Raw genomic sequence first — 18,228 nt, forward strand, 5'->3', positions numbered from 1 at the left:
ACCAGAAATAAATCCTGATGGCTTTGGGTTTTTATTTTTCTTATTTTTTATTAAAGATCTGAATAGATTTATCCGAAACATAAAAAATATTTTGTGTTGCAGGATCTACTTCATAAACCGGTTTGTTGTTTGTAAAAATAATTTTATCAACCTCAACACCGTCTATTTTACTTACTTTTACAAGAATTTTTTCTCCTGTTTCTGCTTTTGCAAAAATATAAGAGTAATCTCTATTTTGTTTCATTGCATTAAAACGAGAATTAAATTTAGCAGCTACAATACCAAGAGCTACAGATCCGGCTGCATAAGCATTTGCCTGATCCTTATTCGTTTGATCTTCTGCCTTCACAACTGTAGTTCTCATATTTCCGCCAGAATCACGATATGTCATTGTTACTTCTGAACCTTTAAAATCACTTACTCCTGCAGCAACTCCTAAACCGATACTTCCTACAATGGCAGCACTTTTTAGAAGGCGTCTTGTTGACTCTCCTGGTTGTGTATAAGTAAGGTGATATTTGATTGTACCATCCATATTAACTCCCATTACCTCAACTGGTCCTGAAAGCACTACTCCCCAAGGAAATAATTCGATGCTGTTTAAGTCTTTTTCTTTTTTGATATTTACTTTAGCAAAAGGCTCTGGTTTGTCTTTAATACTTGGATCAAATTTATATAACTTCTCATCATTATATACTAAGTACGAGTTTGTAGCTTCATCATAAGTTGGTAAGACCGGGCGGTTTTTATCAAAGTTGATGTTACGTTTCCAAAGTTTAACTCCGGTCTTATAATCAACCATGTTTCCGTAAGTACCTGTAAGATACATTACTTTTTCACCTACTTTACCTAAATAATAAATCGGATCTTCTTTATCATCTGAAATTTCAATAAATTTTTTCCAAAGTTTTTCTCCGTCTTTATTGATCAACATCATTTCGTTCTCAGCAACGTATAAAAAATCCTGATCGATAGGAATTACTCTTTTCAAACCATCTCCACGAGCATCTTTTTTCCAGATTTTTTCACCTGTTTTTAAATCAAAAAAGTTAAAACCACTATAGTGAGCTACTAACAATTTTGTTCCCCAATCTTCAAGATAAACAACCCTTTTTGTTTTGATTGATTCTTTCCAGATACTTTTTCCGTTTTCTGTATTCAAAACATTTAAATATTGTTTATTCGAAAAAGTTCCAGTGTTGTTTACTACAACAATATTTTTATCATTTTGCGTCAGGAAGAATTTTGAATAATCTTCTTCACCTTTCCAGTTTAACTTTCCGGTAGCTCTGTCAAAAGAATATAATTTTCCGTACAGTAAATAATAAATTACTGATCCGTGTACTTTAGCAACGTTTGTGTTTACTGATTCTCTAAAAGAGAAGCTAAATAATGATTTTGCTTTATCTACAGTAGTATTCCATTTTAATTCGCCAGTCGTCATATCCAATAATGCAATTGCCATGTCGCCATCTTTTTTCAAAGTAAGCAAATACTCATTTGTCTCAGGAATAAAATCTGATTGTGTTACCCAAAAAGATTCTTTTGAAGAGTTGTAAACCACTTTACCAGTATCAGTATTGATGATAATGTACTTGTTATTGATGTAAGCTTCAACATAAGGACTTCCGGCAACAGTAGTTAAAGCACTTTTATCATCAAAAAGCTTTGTAAGATCGGTATCACCTATGATAGTCAATGCTGATTTACCTCCAAAATCATCTTTGGTCAAAGTCCATACAACTTTTTTAGTTTCAGGATCTAAACCTTTTATTGTTCCTCCTTCATTAAAAACAACAATTCCTGTAATTCCATTTTGTACCATATCTTGTACGGTATTCTCTGTGTTAACTATTTCGTCATATTTCCTTTGGGAAATAGCCGAAAAGCTGACTAATAAAAGTAAAATAATCGAAAACGTAATTTTCTTCATGTTTGGTTTTTTAAAATTTTATAGTTAAGAATGAATAATGTTCTTGAAATTAATTATAAAAGATTGAAAACTTCAAAATTTTATAAAAATTACAGCGCAAATATATAAAAATAGGATTCGATTTTTAAGAAAATATTTCTTTCAAAACCTCTAGTGATTTCGGCCTTTTAAAGCCATCTAAATGAAAACTATAATAGTCTATTAAGATTTTCAGGAGTAGTTGTCGTTCAATAACATGAAAAACTTTTTGATCATTATCAAACTTCAAATCTATTAGTTTTTTGAACAAATTAGTTTCATGTTCGGTTAGGGCACTTAACCCATGAAAAAGAGTAAAAACACCTTCATTCATTTCGAAAAACGGCAGATCTGCATCAGAAACATCGGGATAGAAGCCTAGGTACTTAGTAGTTTCTAACATCAAAATAAGATGGAAATTGGTAATTTCATCATGTTGATCCAACCAAAACAAAGCTGTTTCTAAGAAAATAAAAAGTGATTCATTCTTTTCTTCTTCCTGAATTGAGTAATGCAGAATCTCGGATAAGAACATTACAATCGTACTTTTTACAATATCGGTATGAATGGTTTGAAAAGGGGTTCCAATTTTTATTTCCTTGAAATTTTCTAATGTCCCTTTATTTTTATGTACAGCCTCAATCTCAAGAATAGTTAATGGCTGAAAATAGGCTATTTTCTGACTGGATTTACGAGTTGAAAAAGCATCTCTAACAAAATAAGTTTTCAATCCATGCGAAAGCGTAAAACACTTGGCAATCAAGCTTTTTTCTTGGAATTTTATAGCCGAAATGACAATTGCCTTGGTTTTTACTTGCAAAATAGACTTCTTAGATTATTTAGACTTGCTTAGACTTCTTAGATTTTTAGAAACTGAGACTGATTACTGGGACTGACACTAAAAACTATCGTATTATCATTACTTTCTTAACTTTGGTTTCTCCTCCGTCTTCAGCCGAAACAACAATCATATACACACCAGAAGCTACTTTATATTTTCCAAAAGCAGTCGTATCCCATTCGATTGTTCCTCCTTCGGATGTTGTTTCGTACACAAGATTACCTTCGATATCTGTAATTTTAATATTGGCTTTATCTAGTAATCCTGCAATTTTTACTGTTCCCGAAAATTCTGGACGTACAGGATTTGGATATACATATACATTATTTAAATTTTCATTGGCTTCGGTAGCGATTCCTTTAAACGAAACCATTCCTTTATTTGTAGCAATATAAACTTCTCCGGTAACATTGTTTATACCAATATCGCTAATCTGATTACTTGGCAATGGCGAATTATTTATCGTAAAGTGATATTTAGTTTCCTGACCATTTGGTGAAACAAAAAAAACACCTGAATCTGTGGTTCCAATCCATTTATTATTTGCCCCATCTACAACAATTGCCGAAATAAATTGCTCGTAAAGTAATTCCTGAGCCAAACCATCATCCATTATGATAATAGGGTTTGTTTTTAATTGATTTTCTGTCTGAAAATTATTTACATTACTCAAAACACGAAGCCCCCTTGTTGTACCTATCCAAAGCTGATTTTTAGCATCTACTGCAACTGCCCTTACATCTGTAATTGGTAAATTCCCATTATCTATACCAACTGCAATTTTTTTGGCTGTATTTGTACTTTCATTAAAACCAATTACGCCATCTGTATTTGTACCAATCCATTTTGTCCCATTCTTATCTATAGCCACGTTGCTAAAACTAGCATCTTCAGGTTTAATAAGAACCATACCAATAGGAAAAGTTTGCCATTGCCCATTAGTTCTCAATACTTTTAATCCATTTTTAATCAAACTATTGGTCACCCATAAATTCCCTAATTTATCGAAAGCAGTCCCGTTTATCCTAACATCTATATAATTTGGCCCCACAAACGTAAGAGTCTCTAATCCGCTATTTGATTGATTATATAAAATTGAAGGAGTCTCATTATCTATTTTTAATAATCCTGAAAAAAAAGAACTCGCATATACTTGGTTTTCATTATTAGGGTTAACAATAACTCTTGATATAGATTTAGCCTGAAACAATTTTTCGTACGGAATATTTAACCATCCCGCACTATTAAATTTACTAATTCCATAACTATCCAATGGATATGGATTATAAGAAACACTGTAATCCCCATAGACGGCCCAAAGTGAATTTGGCACAACATTAATAGCAAAAATATTATTTCGCGATGGTCCCGCCGGCATAGTGTTTTCAAACATAGAAGCCCCTGAAAGCGTAGAAACAAAAAGTCCACTTTCATTTGTACCAATATAGATATTGTCGCCAATAGCAGTTGCGCAAGTAAAACTCAATCCTGTGATCGAAACGTCACTATTATTTATCTGGCGTAGTAAAACCATTTGGTTATTATATACATAAACTGCACTTGCTGTAGTTATAAATAAATTATGATTTTTAGCTCTCATATCTTTTGACGGTAGAGGGAGCGACATAAATCCAATAAAAGTATTAGACCCTGAATCGTAGTTATTAATATAACCTGAAGTATTAATTGCAATCAGTTTTGTGTCATTTGTTTCTACACTTGACCAATCGCCCGCAGTAACTAATGACCATTGAATATAATCGACTAAATTAGGATTCGTAATATTAGCTTTCCTTATACCACTATTACTCGCTGCATAAATAAATCCGTTGTAAATCGTAGTTTGTCTTACATTAATTTGAGCTCCACTGTCTCCAATAAAATAAGTATCTCCAAACTGCAATGTCTTGAGATTAAACTGAACAATTCCAAAATCGCATGAAACATAAACCATCCCATTATATTCCATGAAATGATTAATTTTTTTAAGATTCGCAGGAAGTTGTTTGTTTATGATATCAACCACTTTTACAATACTTCCATCAACTTCATTAATCACTGTCATCAATCCGTTTTCATACCCAATGAGTGTTTTACGAAATGATTCACTATGATATAAAGACGAGATAGATTGCCCAGAAAGGCCATCAACAGTATTTATTGTCTTAACAATATTTGTTGCAGTATTTTTAGAAAACAATGCATTTTCTGTAGCAGCATAAATTGCTGTAGGAGAACCCGAAACATCTTTTATTTGGTTATAAGAAAAATAACCTTGCCATAATAATTTGTTTTGCGCAAAACCAAATTGCATGAGCAATAAGAACAAAACGTAAAGAAACTTTTTTTCCATTATCTATACCTATACAATTGGTTCCACAAATATAATACAAACGAAAGTATTTGAATTTCGTTCTGATATAAATAAAAAATGCCTCCGATTCGAAAATTCGAATGGAGGCATTTTAATTGTATTTAAAAAACTATACTACTCCTTGAGCAAGCATAGCATCTGCTACTTTTACAAATCCAGCAATATTAGCTCCTTTTACATAATTTACGTAACCATCTGCACCAACTCCGTATTTCTTACATTGGTTATGGATTCCTACCATTATGTCTTTTAGTCTAAGATCTACTTCTTCACTAGTCCAGTTCAAACGAATTGAGTTTTGCGTCATCTCTAATCCAGATGCAGCAACTCCACCAGCATTCGCAGCCTTTCCTGGAGCAAAAAGAACTTTCTTACCTACAAATTGTTTTATTGCATCAAGTGTACATGGCATATTTGCTGCCTCTGTAACACATAAAACACCATTTGCGATTAATTTCTTAGCATCTTCTTCGTTCAATTCATTTTGAGTAGCACAAGGAATAGCGATATCCACTTTTACTTCCCATGGGCTTTTTCCTTTATGGAATTGAGCATTTGGATATTTCTTAACATACATTTCTGCTCTGTTATTTCCACTTGCTCTCATTTCTACCATATGCTCGATTTTCTCTCCAGAAATACCTTCTTCATCATAAATATATCCATCAGGACCAGAAATTGTTACCAACTTCCCTCCTAATTCATTTATCTTTAAAGCTACACCCCAAGCAACGTTTCCGAAACCAGAAATCGCAACTCTTTTTCCTTTAATCTCATGTCCAATAGTACGTAACATTTGGTCTGTAAAATATACAACACCGTATCCAGTAGCTTCTGGTCTGATTAATGAACCACCGTAAGCGATTCCTTTACCTGTTAAAACTCCTGTAAACTCATTTTTGATTCTTTTGTATTGACCAAATAAGTATCCAATTTCTCTAGCTCCAACACCAATATCTCCGGCAGGTACATCTAAGTCTGGTCCGATATGACGACATAATTCGGTCATAAACGATTGACAAAAACGCATAATCTCACCATCAGATTTTCCTTCAGGATCAAAATCAGAACCTCCTTTTCCACCTCCCATAGGAAGTGTCGTTAAACTATTTTTGAAAACTTGCTCGAAAGCTAAAAATTTCAAAACTGATAAATTTACTGTATGGTGAAATCTAATTCCACCTTTATATGGTCCGATTGCCGAATTCATCTGAATTCTAAAACCTCTATTTACTATAATTTCTCCTTTATCGTCAACCCACGGCACTCTAAAAATTATAGAACGTTCTGGTTCTGCGATTCTAAGAAGCAAGTTCTTACCGTCATATTTTTTTTGTTCAGCAATGAATGGAATTACTGTTTCAGCAAATTCTCTAACTGCTTGAATAAATTCAGGCTCATTTGGATTTTTTGACTCTACAAGAGCCATAAATTCATTTATTTTTTGTTTCATTTTCTAAAAAAATTATCAAATAAATTAATTTTATTATTTACTCAACCAAACAACAAAAAACACACATAAAAGTATCCTTTTGTTATTTTCCACAAATATACGCCTAATAAAGAAATTGGGCTTGATATTTTATAAATTATGAGTAGAATTGTATTATTAATACATATTTTTTAAAATAGATATTTTTAACGCAATGTCTTGCACGAAAACGTTATAGTTTTAATGTCAAAACAACATACTCCTTAGCATTTTTATTTTTTTTGAAAATTTTATGATTTGTGATGGATATTTATATCTTTGTCGCGAAAAGAAATTTAAACCTAATGCTCAAAAACACAGTAATCTCACTATTAATTTCGTTTATTTTTTCATACAATTCCAAGGCACAATCTAGGCTAGCTCATGAAGTTGGTGTTATTTTTGGCCCCTCTGCTTTCAAGTCAGACTATGGCCAAAGAAATGATAACTCTACAAATACCAAAAACACAGGTTTTGGTATTGGTGTAGTACACTTTTTAAATTTTTCATACAATTCAAGACGTGAAGCGTATTTTAATGAACACTTTAAAGTACGTACTGAAATTTCATACAACCAAACAAGTTTAGACCACTTTGGTGAAACGGTTAATGGCAATCCTAATAAAATAGGAGTTATCCAACTTAAAGCCATGAGCGGAAAAACATCATTGGTTAATCTTGGTACACAACTAGAGTATTCGCCATTTATGAAAATGCATGATTACGAAAATACTATAGGTAGTTTTAGTCCCTATATAAGTGGAGGAATTCAGTTTAGTTATTACAACACCAAAGTAAGTTCTTCTCTTGGACCTTTAGGAGATCCTGCAACTACTTTTTATAAATACTTAGTTCCTTCAGACGGACACCCATACGGGTTTTCTAGCGAAAGCGGAACTGTATTATCATTAACAGCTGGTATCGGAACACGTTTTAAAATGGCTCCTATGCACGATTTATTGTTTGAAATGAGAGCTCAATTTTACAACTCAGATTGGATTGATGGATTGAACCCAAATTCGAAAGTATTCACAGAAAATAAATCCAATGATTCTCAGGTTTGGTTTACATTAGGTTATGTATACTACTTAGATTATTAGAAACTTTCACATAAAGCAAAACCCCAACATTTTATAAATGTTGGGGTTTTTTATTTCTCTTATTTTTCTATTATTCTAAAGCTTGTTTCAAATCAGCAATTAAATCTTCTGCATCTTCAATACCTACGCTTAATCGAACCAAATCATCTGTAATTCCAACTTCTGCTCTCTTATCCGCAGGAATAGAAGCATGAGTCATTAAAGCAGGATGATTTGCCAAAGATTCTACTCCTCCTAAAGATTCTGCCAAAGTAAAAACTTTCAATTTTTCCAAGAAAGTGATCGAATCTTCTTTTTTACCCGAAACAAAAGTAAAGGAAACCATTCCTCCAAAAGCTTTCATTTGTTTCTTAGCAATTTCATGAAACGGATGACTAGGTAAACCTGGATAATAAACTGTTTTTATCTTTGGATGATTACTTAAAAAATCAACCACTTTTTCTCCATTCTCACAATGTCTTTGTACTCTTAGCGAAAGCGTTTTAATCCCTCTTAAAACCAAGAAACTATCCATTGGTCCTAAAGTTCCTCCAGTAGCAAATTGCTGAAAATGTAATTGCTCACCCAAAGCTTCATCTTTTACAATTAAAGCTCCCGCAATAACATCTGAGTGTCCACCTAAATATTTAGTAGCAGAATGCATTACAATATCAGCTCCTAAATCAAGAGGCTTTTGTAAATATGGTGTCGCAAAGGTATTATCGACTGCAAATAATATTTTCTTCTCTTTAGTGATTTTGGCAATTTCCTGAATGTCCGCCAATTTCATCAACGGGTTTGTAGGTGTTTCTACCCAAACCAATTTTGTATTTTCGTTTATTAAAGACTCAAATTTTGCGATATCATTCATATCTACAAAATGAAATTTTATTCCTGAATCTTTATAAATTCGTGTAAACATACGGTATGTTCCTCCGTATAAATCATCCATAGCAATGATTTCATCACCAGCTTTAAATGAGCGTAAAACACAATCAGTAGCAGCTAATCCAGATGAGAAAGCTAATCCACGTGTTCCGTTTTCAATACTAGCCAAGGCATTTTCCAAAGCACTTCTTGTAGGGTTTGATGCTCTACTATATTCGTAATCTCCAAGAGGTTGCCCTGGGCTTGTTTGGATAAACGTAGATGTTTGATACACTGGAGGCATTACTGCTCCTGTACTTGGGTCATGATGCTGACCACCATGTATAACTTTTGTATTGAATTTCATATGTAGATAATATTTATTTTTTTAGTGCAATATGGCACTGTTTTTACTTAATTATAATTTTATGCTTGAAATCTTATCAATTTCATACCTTTATGTTTTTGAGACTCCAAAATACTCTACAAATTTACCCATTAATTTATTTTAATCAAGTTACAAGTTAATACCTTTGTATTTAATTAACATTTTTCAAGATGAGACAATATACCTTTTTATTCGTAAGCCTTTTATTTTTAACAAGTTGCACTAAAGAACTTTCTTTTAAAGAACAAACATTCGAAAAGAAATCAGCTTTACCTTGTAAAACCAATTGTCCTCAGATTAGTTTAAAAGTTCCGATTGCTCAAGATGTTCCAATCGTAGCAGATAGCATCAATAAGAAAGTATTTTCTGTCTTAAAAGAAATCGTTTATTTTGGAGAAAAACCATTCCAATCTACCGATTATAATGATTTAACTGAATCCTTTATTAGCTCTTACGAAGAAATGCAGAAAAAATTTCCCGAAGATAAATTTGGTTGGGAGGCCAAAATTGAGGGTAATGTAGAATATCAATCTGATAGCATTCTAAACATAAAAATCAACCATTACACCTTTACTGGAGGCGCACATGGTTACCAAGGATATCGTTCTTTATTGTTTAATCCTAAAACAGGAAAAACAATTACAAACAATCAATTATTTAAAAGCGAAAAAGATTTTAAGGCTTTCGCCGAAAAAGAATTCAGAAACAAATATAAAATTCCTGCCAACGGAAGCATCAATGCAACAGGATTAATGTTTGAAAATGAAAAATTCAACCTGCCTTTAAATATTTTTTATACTAAAGAAGGATTACTACTTTATTACAATTCGTATGAAGCAGCTTCGTATGCAGATGGTCCAAAAGAATTATTATTGCCTTACGATAAAGTAAATGATTACTTAATTTTCAAGTAATTCTTGAATACAGAAGCGAAAACAATTTGGCTGAAGCCAACCACAAAACCTTAATTTCTCCTCCAGTTAAAACTGGAGGCAATTCAAAAAAACAATCACAAAGAATTAGACGCACTGCGGTGCGTCTCTACGAAAAACCTTTGCGAGACACATTATTGACATTCATGAAAAATTTTCATTAGATGCAGTCTGAAAAAACCTTTGAACCTTTGCTTATCAGAACCTTAGCGCCTAATTCACCTTCCTCACTAAACATCATATTTCATCTTTCTCAAGATTCGTAAAGCTTCTTTAAAAGATAAATACACTTGAGTAAAAGGCTTTAAAAGTAATTTCGCATCAATTAATTTTTGTTTTGCATCTTCAAAACCATTAAGATAACAAATCATAAAAGTCGAAGGTAAATTCTCCAAATCAATCATTTCACGATTAGACAAGGCCACTCCTTTTTGTAATTTTCCAAGCAATGCAATATTAGAGTTGTATATATGATAAAGCATTTTTCGATTAAACTCCGGCGGCTGAAAAAGTATTTCTCTATCTATTTTATAGTAGCCATTATCAAAAAAATGAATTGTTTGTTGTTCCAGCGGATAATAACTTGTTTTATCATTTAAGCCCAACGGAACGTATTCGAGAATAGTAAAACTATCTTCATCAAAAGTAATTGTGACTACATCCTGAGCAGAATAAAACAACTTAATTTGCTCATTTATCAGCTCGATATCGACACGGGACAAAAACGTTTTATCACGAGATTTATTAGGAACTCCAGCCCAACAAATAACAAATAATTCTTTAAAAACTTTATACTTAGGCGACATATCTTTATGTCGAAAATTCATAAAGTCGATTACACCATCCAGCGTATACTCTATACTATTACGGGAACTATTCTCTATCCCAATTACGGTTTCAGTATTTTGATAATTTTTCTCCACTTCCCTTTCTTCAACAGGAACCGAATTACTTCCTCGTCTAATAAAAACACTATTAGCAACAATAGTGTGAATTCCTTTTTTAAAATAAGAAATCTTACTTTTAGGCTTAATTGTAACCAATCCTATTACTTTATCTTTTGGAAGATTAGGAAAAGGTACATTTTCGTATTGAATTTTTGGAGGATTTTCAAGAAAAGCATTTACCAGATTCTGAATCCGACTGTCGTCAAAAAAATCATCACCTACAATCTCATTATCCTGGTCCTCAACACCTACAACTATATAAGAATTATTAGTAGGGTTCGAGTTTGATAAAGCACAGATATGCTTTAAAAACTTTGCCTTCCCTTCGCGAGAATGCAAGTTCAATTGCCTTTTTTTATCATAAAAACTACTCTCATCATTATGAGCGAGTAGGTTTTTTATTAAAAGGCGTTTGTTAATCATTATTTAGACTTCTTAGATTATTAGACTAGCTTAGACTTCTTAGACTGTTGGATTATTTGATTACTGGATTGTTCGATTGTCTTATCGTAAGACAACATAAATAAAACCATCTTAATTCATATTAGTGCAATTATTAAAACCTCAATTATCTCATTTAACGATTTTTATTAGTCTAAAAATCTAAGAAGTCTAGCTAGTCTAATAATCTAATTAATTTCTTTTAACAATAGTCGAGGATGCCTGAGCTGTACACGTAACTACTAAATCGGCAATATTTACATGATAAGGTCTTGAAACCACAAAATGAATAATATCGGCAATATCTTCTGGTTGCAATGGAGCAAACCCTTTGTAAACATTTGAAGCTCTCTCTGCATCGCCTTTAAAACGTACTTCGCTAAACTCAGTTTCAACCATTCCTGGATGAATAGCTCCTACTCTAATTCCGTATGGATTCAGATCTATTCGCATTCCTTTACTTATTGCATCAACAGCGTGTTTTGTACCGCAATATACATTTCCGTTAGGATAAACTTCTTTGGCTGCAGTTGAACCAATATTGATAATATGTCCCGATTTTCGTTCTGTCATTTGCGGAATAATCGCTTTAGAAACATACAAAAGTCCTTTTACATTAATATCAATCATTGCATCCCAATCGTCTAAATCTCCTGTTTGAATTGGATCCAATCCATGCGCATTTCCTGCATTATTGATAAGAACATCTATCACAGAAAATGATTCTGGCAAAGAACTAATGCGCTCCAAAACAGCTTCTTTATCTCTAACATCAAATGCCAAAGTATGCACTTCTGTAAATTCCGAAAGTTCCTTCTCTAATTCTGATAATCGATCTTGTCTTCTACCACAAAGAATAACTTTATAGTTATTTTTTGCCATTAATTGTGCCGTGGCTTTACCTATACCACTTGTAGCACCAGTAATTAGAACTGTTTTTTTCATTCTATGTTTTTTATTTTTTAGCCACAGATTAAAAAAATATTTTTAATCTTTTAATCTATGGCAAATATTTTTTCACACTAATAGCTGCTGAAAACTGAATACTGACACTTAAAACTATTATTAAGGCACATCGTCTCCCATACTTTCTGTCCAGATAGCAAACCAATCTTCTTTTTCTAATTCTAATTCTACCGCTTTCATTAAAGATTGAATTCTGGCTACGTTTACTGTTCCAGCTATCGGAAGAGCTTTTGCAGGATGTCTTAAAATCCAACTTAGCAAAATAGTATCTGACCCTAAGCTATATTTAGAAACCAATGTTGCCAATAATTTCTTTAATCTTCGCGTTTGTTTATTGTCTTCTCTAAAAACTGTCCCTAGCGGATTCCATGACATCGGACGAATTCCGTGCATTTGCATATAATCAAAGCTACCATCAACCATCGGCTCATAATTTGTAGCCGAAAATTGTACTTGGTTAAAACTAACATCGATTTTTTGGCGAATTAATTCCGTTTGTGCACTTGTAAAATTAGACAATCCAAAATCTACAATTTTACCTTCAGTTCTTAATTTCTCAACAGCTTCGGCAATTTCATCGGCTTGCATTAAAGGACTTGGTCTGTGTAGTAAAAAAACATCTAAATAATCCGTTTTAAGATTCTTCAAAGAGTTTTCTACAGACCAAATAATATATTCTTTAGAATAGTCGTAATGCTTAATTTTATTGTTTCTGTTTTCGGCAATCATCTGGATTCCGCACTTCGAAATCAGTTGCAATTTCTCTCTTGAAACTTTACTTGCTGCGAATGCTTTTCCAAAATCAGCTTCGGTAGTATATGAACCGTAAATATCTGCGTGATCAAAGGTGGTTATTTTATTCTCTAAACATATTTGGATAAGGTTTTCCATTTCTTTGGGAGTTAGATTTTTATCCCAAACTCCCCAATTCATAGTGCCCACAATTATAGGCGATAATAGCGTTTTGCTCATGGTAATATAACATTATTTGTAGTAATAAATCTTGCTTTCTAAAACATAATCATCAAAGTTCTTAAAAATATAAAAATAGAATCACAATTCAACCTTAAAATTAGAGCTTTGGTCGAAGTTTTAACCATTCTTTAACATCTTACTTCTCAAAAAATATTCAATTTGCACTCTCAAAAGTAAGGCATTAAATTCAAGGTTTTAAAAATATTTATATGGAAGAAAATACAACGACTTTAGACATTAGAGCGATCAATGAAAAAATTGAAAGAGAAAGTGCTTTTATAGACCTTCTCACAATGGAGATGAACAAAGTTATTGTGGGTCAGAAACATATGGTCGAACGTTTATTAATCGGACTTCTAGGTCAGGGTCATATTTTATTAGAAGGTGTTCCTGGATTAGCCAAAACATTAGCGATAAATACACTCTCCCAAGCAGTGCAAGGTTCGTTTAGCCGTATCCAATTTACACCCGATTTATTACCTGCCGATGTTGTTGGTACGATGATATACAACATCAAGGCAAATGAATTTTCTATCAAAAAAGGACCAATTTTTGCCAATTTCGTCCTTGCCGATGAGATTAACCGTGCTCCTGCCAAAGTACAATCGGCACTTTTGGAGGCGATGCAAGAAAAACAAGTTACTATTGGGGACACTACTTTTAAACTAGATCGCCCGTTTTTAGTACTTGCAACTCAAAACCCTGTTGAGCAAGAAGGAACATACCAACTACCAGAAGCGCAAGTTGACCGTTTTATGCTTAAAACCGTAATTGACTATCCAAAAATGGATGAAGAGCGTCTAGTAATTCGCCAAAATTTAAAAGGAAGTTATGAGAAAGTAAATCCAGTTGTTTCTGTTGAGCAAATTTTACGTGCACAAGAAGCTGTTCGTGAAGTTTACATGGATGAGAAAATAGAAAAATATATTCTTGATATTGTTTTCGCAACGCGTTACCCAGAAAAATACAAATTAGCTGATTTAAAACCACTTATCAGTTTTGGAGCATCTCCTCGTGGAAGTATCAACTTAGCCAATGCCGCAAAATGTTATGCTTTTATTAAACGTCGTGGATATGTAATTCCAGAAGATGTTCGTGCAGTTGTTCACGATGTATTACGTCACAGAGTAGGTATTACTTACGAAGCAGAGGCTGAAAACATCACTTCTGTAGACATCATCAATAAAATTGTAAACGAAATTGAAGTACCTTAAAAATTTGTTTAATGTTTAAAGTTTCAAATTGTCGCATATCGAACTTGAAACCTTAAACTCTTAAACTTTAAACAAATTAAAAATGGATACAAAAGACCTATTAAAAAAAGTACGTAAAATAGAAATCAAAACCAAAAGATTGAGTAATCATATCTTTTCGGGAGAATATCACTCTTCATTTAAAGGTCGTGGTATGACTTTTAGCGAGGTGCGTCAGTACCAATATGGCGATGATATACGTGCTATCGATTGGAATGTAACCGCTCGTTATAATGAAGCCCACGTAAAAGTTTTTGAAGAAGAACGCGAACTTACCATGATGCTTATGGTGGATATTTCGGGTTCTGAAAGTTTTGGTTCTAAAAATCAGTTTAAAAAAGATATTGTAACCGAGATTGCAGCCACAATGGCTTTTTCGGCAACTCAAAATAATGACAAAATAGGTTTAATCTTATTCTCGGATACAGTCGAATTGTATATTCCGCCTAAAAAAGGAAGATCTCACGTATTGCGTATTATCCGCGAATTAATAGAATTTGAACCTAAAAGTCATAAAACTGATATTGCACAAGCATTAAAGTTTTTATCAGGTACACAAAAAAAGAAAGCCATCGTTTTTGTAATCTCCGATTTCATGTCTGATGATTATGAACATACCTTGAAAATTGCATCAAAAAAACACGATATTACAGGTGTTCGAGTATATGATATTCGAGAAGAAAAAATACCAAATATCGGAATGGTTTCAATGCTTGATGCCGAAACTGGTAAAACACAATTAATCAATACAGGTTCCAAAACAATACGTGCCAATTACGAAAAACACTACCATAGCAAAGTAGCTTATTTTAAAGAGACTTTTAGCAAATCGGGAGCAGGTGTTGTAAATACTCGCGTAGACGAAAGTTATGTAACCAAATTATTAGGCTATTTTAAATCGAGATAAGAGAATTAGATTAATTAGACTTCTTAGATTGTTAGAAAATTAGATTTTAAACATAATTCGAAGAAAAAAATAAAAATAAAATCTGCTTAAATCTGTATTATCATTGTTCCAATTTTAAGCATTCGTTTTAGATTAAAAGCTGAAATTTAAAAAATCAAATGAAATTAAAACTTTACATATTTTTATTCTTGCTATCGGCAACTGTTTTTGGGCAACAAAAACAGATTGAGACTAGTATAGATACTACTAAAAATAAAATTGGAGCTGAGTTTAAGTTAACAATTAAAACTTCTGTCGATTCTAAGTCGAAAGTTGTTTTTCCTAAACTTAAAAATATTGGTCCTCTTGAGGTAATTAAATCATATCCAATTGATACTGTCAAAAAAGATGACCGTTATGAATTGATTAAAAAATATGGTTTAACTCAATTTGATTCTGGAAGATATACTATTCCTAGTATTCAAATCCTCATCGATAAAAAACCTTACCTATCTGATTCTATTCGAGTAGAAGTTGCAAATGTAAAAGTAGATACGTTGCAACAAAAAATGTATGACATTAAAGACATTACTAAAGTTGAAGATGGAATTGGAGATTGGTGGAAATACCTTTTGATTCTAGCCTTAATTTTAGGAATTGGTGCTTTTGTATATTGGTTTATCAAAAAAAGACAGCAAAAGAAAATTGAAGAAGAAGTTTATAAAACTCCTATCGAAAAAGCAACAAGTTTGCTTAACACATTAGAGAAAAAAGAACTTTGGCAAAAAGGGGAAGTTAAAGCCTATTATAGCGAGTTGACTGATATTGCCAGAAATTATATCGAGGAAGCAATCGAAATTCCAGCGATGGAAAGCACGACATCTGAATTAATACAAGGAATTAGAGCTGCATCAGTAAAGAAAAAAATGGCATTAACGCCAGAAACTGTCGAGAACTTAGAGCGTGTATTAAAACAAGCCGATTTAGTGAAATTTGCAAAATCTAAACCATTAGATTTTGAAATTACCGAAGACAGAAATAAAATTCAAAAAGCAATCCTTACACTAGACAGCGCAATTCCTGTAGAAGTAGTTGTCGAGGAAGATACTTTATTAAACGAAGCGCAAAGACAGAAACAAATAAAACTTCAGTTACTAAAAAAACGCAACAAACGTATTGCCTTATCAGTAGCAACTGTATTGTTTTTGATTGTTCTTGTTACCAGTTATTTTATTGCGACCAAAGGTTTTACTTATGTAAAAGATAATATTATCGGGCATCCATCTAAAGAATTATTAGAAGGAGAATGGGTAAAAAGTGAATACGGAAATCCTGGCATTTTAATTGAAACTCCAAAAGTTTTAAAAAGAATGGATTTGACTAAAATGTTCCCTAAAGAAGGTTTAGCGTTAATTAAAGAAATGCAATCCTTTGGATACGGAAGCTTGGTTGATAATTTCTCATTGATGATTTCTACTTTAAAATATAAGGAAGAAACTCAAATTGATTTATCAAAATCTCTAGAAGTTACCATAAAAACTATCGAAGCACAAGGAGCACGAAATATGATTGTAAAACAAGAAGATTTCGAAACCAAAGAAGGAATTCGTGGAGTTAAAGGTTACGGTACTTTCTCTAGTATAGATGAAGGCACTAAATCGAGTACCAAAATGTATTACGAAATCCTTTTATTTAGCCAAGAAGGCGGATTACAACAAATAATGATTTTTCACGAAGAAGGAGATACTTATGCCAATGATATTGCAGACCGCATATTAAACTCTGTAGAACTAAAAAAAGCAACTAATTAATGGATAAAATAACTTTTTTAAACCCTGAGTTTTTCTGGTTGTTTCTTTTGATTCCCATTGCAATTGCTTGGTTATTCTGGAAAAGAAATCAGCAATCGGCAACATTAAAAATGAGTTCACTGCAAGGTTTTAAATCTTCAGAATCATTATTAGCAAAACTAAAACCTTTTTTGGGTGTATTTAGAATTTTAGCTTTAAGCTCTTTGATAATTGCACTAGCAAGACCTAGAACGGTAGATGTAAGTAATAAGACAAAAACAACAAAAGGAATTGATATTGTAATGGCAATAGACGTTTCTGGAAGTATGCTTGCACGAGATTTAAAACCAGATCGTATGCAAGCGCTTAAAAAATTGGCTGCCGACTTTGTTAGCGAAAGACCAAACGACAGAATTGGACTTGTTTTATACGCATCTGAAGCTTATACAAAAACTCCGGTAACAAGTGATAAAGCAATTATTCTTGAGGCTATTAAAAGTATAAAATATGACAATGTTCTTGTTGACGGAACTGGAATAGGAATGGGATTGGCAACAGCCGTAAACAGACTTAAAGACAGCAAAGCCAAAAGTAAAGTTATTATATTAATGACCGATGGTGTTAATAATGCTGGATTTATTGAGCCAGATACAGCAGCAGATATTGCAAAACAATACGGTATTAAAGTATATACAATTGGTATTGGAACTAACGGAATGGCAGAGTTTCCTTATGCAATTGCTCCAAATGGTCAGTTCTTGTTTAGAATGATGAAAGTAGAAATTGATGAGCAAATGATGAAAACCATTGCAAACAAAACTGGCGGAAAATATTTTAGAGCTACAAGTAATGAAAAATTAGCTTCTATCTATAATGAGATTAATAAACTGGAAACAACCGAAATCGAAGAATTAAAATTCTATGATTACGATGAAAAATACAGACCTTTTGTGATATTAGCTGGTTTATTGCTATTATTGGAAATTGGATTACGAAATACTGTTTACAGAAGCTTTATTTAATATTTCAGTATTCCGTTACAGTCACAGTAAATAACTGAGAGCTGA

General features: G+C 32.6%; 14 protein-coding genes. 6 read left to right on the forward strand and 8 right to left on the reverse strand.

Features of this window, described 5'->3' with window-relative positions:
- Positions 1–40 precede the first annotated feature (40 nt).
- The 4 genes from AC3IPI_RS04030 to gdhA form a co-directional block, all read right to left on the reverse strand.
- Positions 41–1,933, reverse strand: coding sequence for an outer membrane protein assembly factor BamB family protein (locus AC3IPI_RS04030; RefSeq protein WP_039113144.1), 1,893 nt, complete (start codon positions 1,931–1,933; stop codon positions 41–43).
- A 124-nt stretch (positions 1,934–2,057) separates the two neighbouring features.
- Positions 2,058–2,771: a DNA repair protein RecO gene (gene recO / locus AC3IPI_RS04035; protein WP_039117984.1), complete on the reverse strand. Its 714-nt coding sequence runs from the start codon at positions 2,769–2,771 to the stop codon at positions 2,058–2,060.
- An 85-nt stretch (positions 2,772–2,856) separates the two neighbouring features.
- Entirely contained in the window at positions 2,857–5,145 is a 2,289-nt protein-coding gene (gene porZ, locus AC3IPI_RS04040) for a type IX secretion system anionic LPS delivery protein PorZ (RefSeq protein ID WP_489157297.1), read from the reverse strand.
- Between the two features lie 130 nt (positions 5,146–5,275).
- Positions 5,276–6,619 (reverse strand): NADP-specific glutamate dehydrogenase, encoded by a 1,344-nt coding sequence (gdhA, locus tag AC3IPI_RS04045; RefSeq protein ID WP_039113147.1) that lies wholly within the window; start codon positions 6,617–6,619, stop codon positions 5,276–5,278.
- 323 nt (positions 6,620–6,942) lie between these two features.
- Here gdhA and AC3IPI_RS04050 point away from each other — a divergent pair, with 323 nt between their 5' ends.
- The gene (locus AC3IPI_RS04050; protein ID WP_489157299.1) at positions 6,943–7,737 is read left to right on the forward strand and encodes a THC0290_0291 family protein; all 795 of its coding nucleotides are present in this window, start codon (positions 6,943–6,945) and stop codon (positions 7,735–7,737) included.
- Positions 7,738–7,807: 70 nt separating this feature from the next.
- On the opposite strand, the gene AC3IPI_RS04055 is transcribed toward AC3IPI_RS04050, so the two are convergent.
- On the reverse strand, positions 7,808–8,950 hold the full coding sequence (locus AC3IPI_RS04055; protein WP_039113148.1) for a cystathionine gamma-synthase: 1,143 nt from the start codon (positions 8,948–8,950) through the stop codon (positions 7,808–7,810).
- Positions 8,951–9,141: 191 nt separating this feature from the next.
- On the opposite strand from AC3IPI_RS04055, the gene AC3IPI_RS04060 reads away from it, so the two are divergent.
- Complete coding sequence (locus AC3IPI_RS04060) at positions 9,142–9,885, forward strand: DUF3298 and DUF4163 domain-containing protein (RefSeq protein ID WP_489157301.1); 744 nt, start codon at positions 9,142–9,144, stop codon at positions 9,883–9,885.
- A 248-nt stretch (positions 9,886–10,133) separates the two neighbouring features.
- Here the strand turns inward: AC3IPI_RS04060 and AC3IPI_RS04065 are convergent, their stop codons facing one another.
- From AC3IPI_RS04065 to AC3IPI_RS04075, 3 genes are all read right to left on the reverse strand, one after another.
- Entirely contained in the window at positions 10,134–11,273 is a 1,140-nt protein-coding gene (locus AC3IPI_RS04065) for an ATP-binding protein (protein ID WP_086893796.1), read from the reverse strand.
- A gap of 210 nt (positions 11,274–11,483) precedes the next feature.
- Positions 11,484–12,236: an SDR family NAD(P)-dependent oxidoreductase gene (locus AC3IPI_RS04070; RefSeq protein ID WP_489157304.1), complete on the reverse strand. Its 753-nt coding sequence runs from the start codon at positions 12,234–12,236 to the stop codon at positions 11,484–11,486.
- Positions 12,237–12,356: 120 nt separating this feature from the next.
- Positions 12,357–13,229, reverse strand: a complete 873-nt coding sequence (locus tag AC3IPI_RS04075; protein ID WP_489157306.1) for an aldo/keto reductase — start codon at positions 13,227–13,229, stop codon at positions 12,357–12,359.
- A gap of 212 nt (positions 13,230–13,441) precedes the next feature.
- Between AC3IPI_RS04075 and AC3IPI_RS04080 the strand changes: the two genes are divergently transcribed.
- From AC3IPI_RS04080 to AC3IPI_RS04095, 4 genes are all read left to right on the forward strand, one after another.
- Positions 13,442–14,446, forward strand: a complete 1,005-nt coding sequence (locus tag AC3IPI_RS04080) for an AAA family ATPase (protein ID WP_039113153.1) — start codon at positions 13,442–13,444, stop codon at positions 14,444–14,446.
- 82 nt (positions 14,447–14,528) lie between these two features.
- The gene (locus AC3IPI_RS04085) at positions 14,529–15,392 is read left to right on the forward strand and encodes a DUF58 domain-containing protein (protein ID WP_039113156.1); all 864 of its coding nucleotides are present in this window, start codon (positions 14,529–14,531) and stop codon (positions 15,390–15,392) included.
- A 158-nt stretch (positions 15,393–15,550) separates the two neighbouring features.
- A complete protein-coding gene (locus tag AC3IPI_RS04090) occupies positions 15,551–17,182 on the forward strand; it encodes a hypothetical protein (RefSeq protein WP_039113158.1) in 1,632 nt (543 codons plus the stop codon).
- On the forward strand, positions 17,182–18,183 hold the full coding sequence (locus tag AC3IPI_RS04095) for a vWA domain-containing protein (RefSeq protein ID WP_039113160.1): 1,002 nt from the start codon (positions 17,182–17,184) through the stop codon (positions 18,181–18,183). The genes AC3IPI_RS04090 and AC3IPI_RS04095 overlap by 1 nt, the downstream gene beginning before the upstream one ends.
- The last annotated feature ends 45 nt before the right edge of the window (positions 18,184–18,228 follow it).

Source organism: Flavobacterium sp. GL_143 (assembly GCF_057834355.1).